Genomic DNA, 9905 nt, shown 5'->3' with positions numbered 1-9905 from the left:
TCGTACAACGTTGTTGACGAAATCAACCGAACGGTACAAAGTTCTGGTGATGCCGGGAGGACCTTGCCAGTGGCATGGCGGCATCGGGAGGTCGGATTGGCATCAGTTTCCGCCAGCTTCGGGGCCGATCGGCATGCCGCCGCCGATCCGCGGCGCATTCTGGTCGGCTTGATCGGGCGTGGCATCCAGCTATCGCGAACGCCGGCAATGCATGAAGCCGAGGGGAGGGCGCGAGGGATCGCCTACATCTATCGCCTGCTCGACGCCGATCGCATGGGCGACGGCGCCCTGCGGCTGGACGACATACTCGCTTTCGCCGCGCATTTCGGCTTCGACGGGCTGAACGTCACATTTCCCTACAAGCAGGAGATCATTCCGCTGCTCGACGAATTGTCGGAGGCGGCGGAAAGGATCGGATCTGTCAACACGGTCGTTTTCAGCGGCGGTCGCCGCATCGGGCACAACACCGACTTCTGGGGTTTCAAAGAGAGCTTCCGGCTCGAGATGGCGAATGCGGAGCGCGATACCGTTTTGCTGCTTGGCGCAGGCGGAGCGGGCGCCGCGGTTGCTCAAGCCCTTCTCGAAAGCGGCGTCGGGCAGTTGCGGCTCTTCGATATCGAGGAAGCCAAGGCGGCCGCGCTCGCCGCAGAGCTGACGTCTCGGTTTGGCGCCAACCGCGTGACGGTTGCCTCCGACTCCGTCACGGCAGCGGCGCGGGTCGACGGGATCGTCAATGCGACGCCGGTCGGCATGGCCAAGCTGCCTGGTATCCCCCTCCATCCAGCGCTGCTAAGGCCGGATTGCTGGGTTGCCGACATCGTCTACTTCCCTCTGGAGACAGAGCTGCTCTCCGAGGCGCGGCGGCGTGGCTGCCGCACGCTGAGCGGCGAGAGCATGGCGGTCCATCAGGCGGCGCGGGCCTTCGAGCTTTTCACCGGCATCGTGCCCGACATCGATCGAATGCGGGCAGCATTCGACGCCTTCGGCGACACGCCCGTTCCGCATTCGGCGAGCGGCGACTGACGCAATCAGGAACAAGGGAATAGAACAGGGAGGATAATATGACTTTCAACGCAAACCGACGCCAGTTTCTTGTCGGCACCGGTGCCATAGCGGCCGCCGCGGCCTTTCCGGCCTTTGCGCAGGACAAGCCGAAGCTGCGCTTCTCGGCGGTGTTCTCCGAGCAGGACATCCGCGCCGAGATGATGAAAAAATTCGCCGACGCCATCAAGGACGACTTCACCTTCGAAGGCTACTACGGCGGCAACCTCTTCAAGCAGGGGACCGAGCTTGTCGCCATGCAGCGCGGCAACCTCGAAATGGGCAACATCGCCCCGCAGGACGTCTCCAAGCAGATCCCGGCATGGTCCATCGTCACCGCGGGTTATCTGTTCCGCGATGCGGCGCACATGCGAAAATTCTTCGCCAGCGAGTCGGGCGCGGAGTTGAAGAAGATGACCGAGGACCAGCTCGGCATAAAGGTGCTCGGGCCTACCTACTTCGGTGTGCGCCAGTTGGGCCTCAAGCCCGACAAGGAGGTCAAGACACCGGCCGACTTAGCCGGCGTCAAGCTCAGGATGCCTGGCGGCGACGCCTGGCAGTTCCTCGGCAAGGCGCTGGGCGCCAACCCGACCCCGATGGCCTATGCCGAGGTCTATACAGGCCTGCAGACCGGTGCGATCGACGGGCAGGACAATCCGCTGCCGAATGTCGAGAACATGAAATTCTACGAGGTGATGTCACAGATCGTGCTGACGTCGCATCTCGTCGGCTTCGATCTTCTGGCCGTCTCCAAGAAAGTGTGGGACGAGATGGGAGCCGACAAGCAGGGGCGGCTCCAGGCCGCGGCCGACGCGGCCATCGAGTTCTCGACCGGCAAGCATCTGGCACGGGAAAAGGAATTGGTCGAGTTTTTCAAAGGCAAGGGGCTGAAGCTCTATGAGCCAGACGTCGCCGCCTTCCGCAAGCACGTGCAAGAGCAGTATCTGGCGTCCGACCTGGCGAAAGACTGGCCGGCCGGCATGCTGGAGAAAATCAACGCGCTCTGAACCGATCCGGCTCCAGGGTGAATACCGTGGAGCCGGCGCCGCCACGCCGCCGCCGTGAGGGACCAATCTTGAACGCCAATCCGCGCGAAATCGCCGGCCGACTCTATCGCCTCGCGGAGGCCGTGCTGGCCGCCATGATGGCGCTGATGTTTGCCGCGTTCATCCTGCAGATCGTCTTTCGCTATCTGCTGAATTTCCCGATCGGCTGGACCAACGAGCTCAGTGTGATGCTGTGGATTTGGCTGGTGCTCTGGGGGGCCGCCTTCGTGATCCGGGAGGAAGAAGAGATCCGCTTCGACCTCTTCTACGCATCGGCAGGACCAGGCATCCGCCGCGTCATGTTCATGACGGCGGCCGTGGCGCTCATCGTGCTCTACACGATCTCGTTGCCAGCGGTGTTCGATTACGTGACCTTCATGAAGGTCGAGCACACCGCCTACCTGAAGTTCCGCTTCGACTGGCTCTTCTCGATCTATCTTGTCTTTGCCGTCGCGACCCTGATGCGCTACCTGTGGCTTTCTTGGCAGGCAGCCTTCGGTCCGGCGCCTGAGAAGCCGGATCCGACACAAATGGGGTCCGGCACGTGAACCTCGCCAGCCCCTTCTCCCTGTCGGTCATCGCGATCACGACACTGGCCTTTCTCGGTCTGCCGATCGGCCATGCCATGATCGCCGGCTCGATCCTTTATCTGCTGCTTGCCGGGCTCGACATGGGCACAGTTGCCGAACAGTTGCTGAACGGCATGTATGCCAACTACATCATTCTCGCCGTGCCCCTTTTCGTGCTGGCGGCCGAACTTATGAACATCGGCTCGATGACCGAGCGGCTGCTGCGCTTCTGCAATGCCATTGTCGGCCGCTTTCGCGGCGGCCTCGCCTTCGTCAACATTGTCCAGGCGATCATCTTTGCCGGCATGTCGGGCTCGGCTATCGCCGACGCCGCCGGGCCCGGCAAGCTGATGCAGAAGATAATGCCCAAGGACGGCAAATACCCGCCGAGCTATGCTGCCGCGCTCTCCGCCGCGACGGCGGTGATCGGACCGATCATCCCGCCCTCGATCCCGATGGTCGTCTACGCCCTCGTCTCCGACGCCTCGATCGGCTACCTCTTCCTCGGCGGCGTGGTGCCCGGCTTGCTGATGGCGGCGGGTCAGATGACCATCGTCGCCTATCATGCCCGCGTCCACGGCTTTCCGGTCGAACCGCCGACGCCGCTGCGCGAGATGCCGCGCATCACCTGGCAGGCGTTGCCCTCGCTGATGATGCCGGTGGTGTTGCTGGGCGGCATCTACAGCGGCGCAACCACGCCGACGGAGGCGGCCGCCGTCGCCGGCGCCTACGCCTTGCTGGTCTCGGTCGTCCTCTATCGCAGCGTCAGTTTCGCCGATTTCTACCGCTCGGTGCTGGTGAGCGCCCGCACCAGCGCCTCGATCGGCATGTTGATCGGCGGTGCGCTGGTGTTCAACTATGTGGTGACCGTCGAGAACATCCCGCAGTCGGTGAGCGCGTTGCTGCAGGCCTGGCAGCTATCGCCCACAGGCTTCCTGATCCTCGTCAACATCCTGCTTTTGCTGCTGGGCTGCGTGCTGGAGGGAACGACCATCCTGCTGGTCATCGTGCCGGTGCTCATCCCGACTGCGCGGGCGCTGGGCATCGATCTGGTGCATTTCGGCGTGGTGGTCGTCGTCAACATCATGCTTGGCCTCGTCACGCCGCCTTATGGCCTGCTGCTCTTCATCATGGCCAGGATCGCCGAAGTGCCATTTAGGGACCTGGTGCGCAATGTACTGCCTTTCCTCGGGGCAATGATCGGCTCGCTGGCGCTGATCACCTTCTTTCCGGGGCTTGTGCTCTGGCTACCGCGCTTGCTCGGCTATCAGGGGTGACAGGGAGCTTCGGAATGAAATCAATCTTTGTGATCAATGGCCCGAACCTCAACCGCCTCGGGACACGCGAACCTGAGATCTACGGCAGGACGACGCTCGCCGAGATCGAGGCTATGTGCCGCGAGGCGGCCGGCGAACATCCGCTCCGCTTCCACCAGTCCAATTTCGAGGGCGAGGTCGTCAACTGGATCCACCAGGCGATCGACGACGGCGCCGGCATCGTCATCAATCCGGCCGGGTTCTCCTTCACCTCGATTGCCATTCTCGATGCGCTGAAGATGTTCGCCGGGCCGATCGTCGAGCTCCACATTTCCAACATCCACCGGCGCGAGGAAATCTATCACCGCTCGCTGGTCTCGAAGGTCGCGACCGCCGTCATCGCCGGTCTCGGCCCTCGCGGATATGCGACGGCCGTGAAATCGCTGAAGGAATTGATCGACGCATAGCGGCTCCATCACCCGCTCGCGGAAGCGGGCGAATGAACGAACTGGTTAGTATAGACCGGCATGACTTTTAACCATCAAAGGGGAAGGAGATCGCATGTGCCCTCCAGGATGCCTTCACTCGATCTGCGAAAATGCGACGCGCAGAGGCTTGCTCAAAGCCGGATTTACACTTGGGCTTGGCGCGGCGGCGGTCGCCGCGCTTCCGGCAGTGCCGCCGGCCCAAGCGGCGCCGATCAGTTTCACCGATACGGTCGACCTCTCGCACGCGCTCTATGAGGGCTTTCCGACCTTCAGCGGTGAGAAATGGTTCACCGTCGAACATCTCGTCACCTTTGCCAAGGATAAGGTGAACCTCAATCGATGGACGATCGTCGAGCATAGTGGCACGCATATGGACGCGCCGATCCACTTCTCCGCAGATGGAATGACGGCGGATCTGATCCCGATCGCGGATCTGATAGTCCCGGTCGCCATCATCAACATCGCAGCGCGTGCGGCCGAGAATGCGGACACGGCGTTGACCCCGGACGACATCAAGGCCTGGGAATCGAAGAACGGTCCCCTGCCGGAAGGCTGCTGCGTGGTGATGAACTCCGGCTGGCACAAGTTGGTCGGCGATCCAAAATTCGCTGGCAGAGACGATCAGAAGAAGAACCACACCCCTGGTTTTCATGTAGAGGCCGCGCAGTTTTTGATTAACGAACGCAAGGTGAAGGGTATCGGCGTCGATACCCTCTCGCTCGACACCGGCTTAAACTCAAGCGGAGCTTTTCCGGTCCACTACGAATGGCTGGGCAGCGGCCGTTGGGGCGTGGAGTGCCTGGCTAATCTCGATGCGATCCCGGAAGCCGGCGCACGTCTTTTCCTCGGCATTCCGAAGGTTAAGGGCGCGACTGGTGGACCAACGCGTGCCATCGCGCTCCTTTGACGCGCCAACAACGATGAAGACCTCCATCGCCACCGTCTCGATCAGCGGCGACCTTCGCGAAAAGCTCGCAGCCATAGCCGCGGCCGGATTCGATGGCGCGGAGATCTTCGAGAACGACTTCCTGGCTTTCGACGGTACGCCGGCCGAAGTGGGACGGATGGTTCGCGATCATGGGCTGGAAATTACGGTCTTCCAGCCATTCCGCGATTTCGAAGGATTGCCGGAGCCGCAAAGACAGCACGCCTTCGACAGGGCCGAACGCAAGTTCGACCTGATGCGGGAACTCGGCACCGACCTGATGCTTGTCTGCTCCAACGTCTCGCCAATGGCGCTTGGCGGCATAGACCGGGCCGCCGCCGACTTCCGCGAACTGGGCGAGCGCGCGGCGCGCCGGGGCCTGCGCGTCGGTTACGAAGCGCTGGCTTGGGGGCGCCATATCAACGACCACCGCGACGCATGGGAGATCGTGCGCCGCGCGGACCATCCGAGCATCGGCCTCATCCTCGATTCCTTCCACACACTGGCGAGAAAGACCGACGTCGGGACCATCCGCGCCATCCCCGGGGACCGCATCTTCATCGTGCAGCTTGCCGACGCACCTCTGATCGACATGGACCTGCTCTATTGGAGCCGCCATTTCCGCAACATGCCGGGAGAGGGTGACTTGCCGGTCATCGACTTCACGCGGGCGGTAGCGGCGACAGGCTACGACGGGCCTTTGTCCCTGGAGATCTTCAACGACCAGTTCCGTGGCGGCTCGCCGAAGTCGATCGCCATGGATGGAAGGCGCTCGCTTATCTACCTGATGGACCAGGTGCGCCGCGCCGAGCCTGGAATTGCAATCGATCCGCCGGAGATGCCGGACCGCATCGGCGTTTCGGGCATCGAATTCATCGAGTTCGCGGCCAACGAGCAGGAAGGCGAAGAACTGGCGGCGCTTCTCTCGACCATGGGCTTTTCGCTGTCCGCCCGCCACAAGAACCGCGACGTGACCGTCTGGCGGCAAGGTGGCCACCGTGGCGTCAACATCGTCATCAACACCGGACACGATGGTTTTGCCCATTCCTCCTATGTCGTGCACGGAACCAACGCCTATGCGATGGGGCTGAGGGTTGCCGATGCCGCGGCGACGGTGGCGCGGGCAAGGGCGCTTGGCGCGGAGACCTTCTCCGAGCAGCGCGGTCCGGGCGAATTCTCTATTCCCGCCATCCGCGGCGTCGGCGGCGGCGTCATCTATTTCGTCGACGATACGCTCGCCAAAGTCTGGGACGTCGAATTCGATCCGCTGCCGCAAACAGGCGACACGGGCTGCGGCCTCGTCGGTATCGATCATGCCGCCCAGACGATGAACTATGAGGAGATGCTCACCTGGCTCCTTTTCTACACCTCCATCTTCCGAACTCGAAAATTGCCAGTGGTCGACGTCGTCGATCCGAGCGGTCTGGTGCGAAGCCAGGTCGTCGAGGGCTCAGATGGCGGACTGCGGCTCACGCTCAACGGCGCCGAAAGCCGCAAGACGCTGGCGGGCCGTTTCATCGCCGATAGCTTTGGCTCCGGCATTCAGCACATCGCCTTCGCCTGCGATGATATTTTTGCCACGGCGGGTCGGTTGAAACCGCTTGGCTTCCACGCGTTGGAAATCTCGGCGAATTACTACGATGATCTTGAAGCCCGCCTGGGCCTGGATCCCGATCTGACGAACCGCTTGCGGGCCGGTAACATCCTCTACGACCGGGACGAGACCGGCGAGTATTTCCAGCTCTACAGCCAAAACTATGGCGAGGGCCTTTTCTTCGAGGTCGTCGAGCGCCGAAAAGGCTACAAGGGCTACGGCGCCGTCAATGCACCCTTCCGCATCGCTGCTCTGAAGCGACTGCTGCCACCGAGCGGAATGCCGAGGTGATCGGGGGACATTCGATATCGACGAGTCCTCACCCAGGGAAGGCCGTCCGGGCGCGCAAGACCCGTTACGCTGCCGGCAAATACGTCAAGCCCATGATCGCTATCCGCAAATGGTTCGGCGGCCGCATGTTCGACCGGATCACCATGAGCCAGATGCGATAAACAAGCCCAGAATGGGCCGCTTGGCGGCGGCCCATTGACGATGTGAATTACAGGAGAACAGATCATGGGTGCAACTCCCGCTGAGGTAGCAACCTGCGGAATAGTGCCTCTTCGCCGGGCCACCGAATCCGCTCTCTGGCTAGCCGCCCCGAAAGCCGACTGTCCGTGTCCGACCCCATTTTCGATCAAGTTGAGCGTTGCTCACGTGGGCAGCGCTCAACCTTCTATTTCTTAACTCGTCCATTGGAAGCTGATGCTTTCACGCTCATTTGCCCGAATCTGCGGGTTTGCGGCGACATGGCTCCCTCAAACTCAGGTTCTCAGCGCTTACGCCGCTCAGCCTGAACGCGTTTCAGCTAAGCATGGTGTGGCGCTAAGTTCTTGTCCTGCAATTGGAAATTGGCGCACCCGACAAGATTCGAACTTGTGACCTCTGCCTTCGGAGGGCGTCAGCCGCTTGCCGATTTCCGCTTTGATCCCCGTGCTTTAGCTGCTGTCGCCTTGGTGGCTTGTACGCGTCCTGTACGGAGGGCGGCTTGTACCTTGTCCGTCGTATCCTCGGCGTGAGTGTAGGTTTTCTGCATCAGCGTCAAGTCCGCCCAGCGGCCGGCCTTGGCCACGGTGCGGGCGTCCAGCTTCTGCCTGACGAGCATTTCAGTGGCGAAGCCGTGCCGGCCGGCGGCGTGGGGCATGATCTCGCTGATGACGGCTTTCTTGCATGCCGTCTTCCATGCCTTGTAGACGCCGTCCTTGTTGGCGTAGCCGAATACGCGCGCTTCCTTGACGCGCGTCTTGCCGTGCGGTCCCTTGCGCGGCCGGCGCGGCGGCAGGTTCGCCAGCTCGACAACCAGGTCCATCGGGATATCGACCCACTGCGCTTCCATGCCCTTCGCCTCGGGCATCCACACGCGGGCGTTCTGCAGGTCGAGGTCGGCCGGCTTTAGCGCGACGGCCTGGCCGATGCGGGCGCCGGTCACGAACATGAAATGCGCCATAGCAGCCTGGTAGCGGTTCGCCTTGGTGCGGAAGGCGAGCAGCCATTCCCATGATCCGGGCGTTTTCTCGACGCGGCTCTTCTTGCCGCGGGCGCGGTCCTGCTTCAGCCGCTCTGCCTTCGGATAGGCCTTGATCCGGATCGGCGGGCATTTGCCGAGATCGTGCGCGTTGTTGATGACCGCGCGCACTGGCGTGACGACGTGGCGCTGCCAGGTGTCGGTCGAGCCCATTGGGTAGAGCAGAGGCCCGAGGTTGCGCACCTCCTGCGGCTTGATCGAGGCGCAGGCGCGATCTTCGAGGTGGGGCAGAATCTTCGCCAGGTCGCCGGCTTCCATCGGGTTCGCGGGATAGAGCAGCACCGCGTCGGCGAAGGTCAGCGCCCTTTCGTCTCCAACGAGATCACGTTTGATCTCCTTGAGTTCGAAGGCCGCGACTGCCGCTTGGGCGTCCCTTTCTGGCGCTGTGACAGGTATGCCAGAGCTTTGTCGGTAGTATTTGCCGCCCGGTATGCGGTCGATTCGGCCTTTGAACCACCACCATCCGTCGCGTTCGTAGAGTTCGAGGGGCAAGCTTTCGGCTCCTGAAACAGTCGGTCGATATGTTCCGGCAAAAGCATCATCACTTTGCCGAGCATCCGGCAAGCCCCGAGCCGGCGCGCGTTTTCGCGGATCGTCCTGGCCGACAGATGCACGCCGCGCTCCGCTTTGAAGATTTTCACCCATTCCTCGGGCGTCTTGCCGTTTTCCAGAATGAGGCTGTTCACGGCTTCGCCCTCCGGATGGCGTTGCCGCTGGTGATCATGGCGAAGCCGTCGGCAAACTCGACACGGATCGAGTTGAAGCGCGGCGACGCCGGCCGGCCGAAGCCCGGCAGCACGAACGTTCCCGGCGCCGGCTTGCTGCGCGCGGTCACAGCGCAGGGCTGACCATTGCGGCCGAAGCGGTCCCAGCGGAAGATGTATGGCAGGGTCAAAGCAGTTTCCCCTGTCTCGGGCTGATGGTCGGCGGCGCGTCGCCGAAGCCTTTGGCGCGCAGCTCGGCGATCTGCTTCAGCTTTTCCTCGTCACCCTTGCGCCGGGCTTCGAATTCGAGCGGGCCATACTTGTCCGTCTCGATCGCGCCGGCGGCGACGGCGAGCGCGCGCTTGCTCTGCGCGATGTCGAAATGCTCCCAGGACGCATCCATTCCCGGCAGCCCGGTGCCGGGCGGGCGCTGGAACCATTTGTGCTGGACGCCGATGCGGTCGGCCATGGCGAACAGCTCGGCGCGCGTGTCGGCCCACATATGGCACATGACCATTTTGCCGAAGGGCGCGCGCATGTTGTCAACGTAGACGCTCATAGCGCCAGCACCTCGCGCAGTCCGGGCATGCCATTGTGCTCGACGCCGTCCAGTCGGCGACCGGCGGCTTTCTTGCCTGCGCGGCGGATCGGGTGCCAGCGTGGGCGCTCGCCGCCGCCGCGCATCTGGTCGCCGCGCGAGCGCGCACCGTTGATGGCGACGATGCCGGCTATCTCATCGTCGGCTGGCGCATAGGGC

The 9905-nt window shown here is 62.7% G+C and carries 11 protein-coding genes and 1 pseudogene; 7 read left to right on the top strand and 5 right to left on the bottom strand.

The genetic code is table 11. From position 1 onward, the window contains the following. Positions 1–96: 96 nt before the first annotated feature. From EOA24_RS15980 to EOA24_RS15950, 7 genes are all read left to right on the top strand, one after another. Positions 97–1023 carry a shikimate dehydrogenase gene (locus EOA24_RS15980; RefSeq protein WP_210211645.1) on the top strand — a complete coding sequence of 309 codons (927 nt, stop codon included), beginning with the start codon at positions 97–99 and terminating at the stop codon, positions 1021–1023. A 38-nt stretch (positions 1024–1061) separates the two neighbouring features. Next, complete coding sequence (gene dctP, locus EOA24_RS15975; RefSeq protein WP_126080029.1) at positions 1062–2048, top strand: TRAP transporter substrate-binding protein DctP; 987 nt, start codon at positions 1062–1064, stop codon at positions 2046–2048. Positions 2049–2116: 68 nt separating this feature from the next. Beyond that, on the top strand, positions 2117–2635 hold the full coding sequence (locus tag EOA24_RS15970) for a TRAP transporter small permease subunit (RefSeq protein ID WP_348525911.1): 519 nt from the start codon (positions 2117–2119) through the stop codon (positions 2633–2635). Then, positions 2632–3933: a TRAP transporter large permease gene (locus EOA24_RS15965; RefSeq protein ID WP_127409903.1), complete on the top strand. Its 1302-nt coding sequence runs from the start codon at positions 2632–2634 to the stop codon at positions 3931–3933. Before EOA24_RS15970 ends, EOA24_RS15965 begins: the two co-directional genes overlap by 4 nt. A gap of 14 nt (positions 3934–3947) precedes the next feature. After that, the gene (locus tag EOA24_RS15960) at positions 3948–4379 is read left to right on the top strand and encodes a type II 3-dehydroquinate dehydratase (RefSeq protein WP_126080027.1); all 432 of its coding nucleotides are present in this window, start codon (positions 3948–3950) and stop codon (positions 4377–4379) included. Positions 4380–4527: 148 nt separating this feature from the next. Next, positions 4528–5307: a cyclase family protein gene (locus EOA24_RS15955; protein WP_210211644.1), complete on the top strand. Its 780-nt coding sequence runs from the start codon at positions 4528–4530 to the stop codon at positions 5305–5307. 13 nt (positions 5308–5320) lie between these two features. After that, complete coding sequence (locus tag EOA24_RS15950; protein WP_127409902.1) at positions 5321–7210, top strand: sugar phosphate isomerase/epimerase and 4-hydroxyphenylpyruvate domain-containing protein; 1890 nt, start codon at positions 5321–5323, stop codon at positions 7208–7210. 610 nt (positions 7211–7820) lie between these two features. On the opposite strand, the gene EOA24_RS15940 is transcribed toward EOA24_RS15950, so the two are convergent. The 5 genes and pseudogenes from EOA24_RS15940 to EOA24_RS41595 all read right to left on the bottom strand — a co-directional run. Beyond that, entirely contained in the window at positions 7821–8726 is a 906-nt protein-coding gene (locus tag EOA24_RS15940; RefSeq protein WP_210213590.1) for a tyrosine-type recombinase/integrase, read from the bottom strand. Between the two features lie 14 nt (positions 8727–8740). Further along, positions 8741–9130: a hypothetical protein gene (locus EOA24_RS42410; protein WP_210213589.1), complete on the bottom strand. Its 390-nt coding sequence runs from the start codon at positions 9128–9130 to the stop codon at positions 8741–8743. After that, positions 9127–9339: a hypothetical protein gene (locus tag EOA24_RS15935; protein WP_127409900.1), complete on the bottom strand. Its 213-nt coding sequence runs from the start codon at positions 9337–9339 to the stop codon at positions 9127–9129. Before EOA24_RS15935 ends, EOA24_RS42410 begins: the two co-directional genes overlap by 4 nt. Then, positions 9336–9707, bottom strand: coding sequence for a DUF4031 domain-containing protein (locus EOA24_RS15930; protein WP_127409899.1), 372 nt, complete (start codon positions 9705–9707; stop codon positions 9336–9338). The genes EOA24_RS15935 and EOA24_RS15930 overlap by 4 nt, the downstream gene beginning before the upstream one ends. Then, positions 9704–9905 (bottom strand): annotated as a pseudogene (locus EOA24_RS41595) (hypothetical protein); the annotation flags it as partial. The pseudogene EOA24_RS41595 and the gene EOA24_RS15930, both read right to left, overlap by 4 nt.

Origin of the sequence: Mesorhizobium sp. M2A.F.Ca.ET.039.01.1.1 (assembly GCF_003998035.1) — a bacterium.
Classification (GTDB): Bacteria; Pseudomonadota; Alphaproteobacteria; order Rhizobiales; family Rhizobiaceae; genus Mesorhizobium.
The sequence above is the reverse complement of the archived record's forward strand: the minus strand, read 5'-3'. Positions and strand labels throughout refer to the sequence as shown.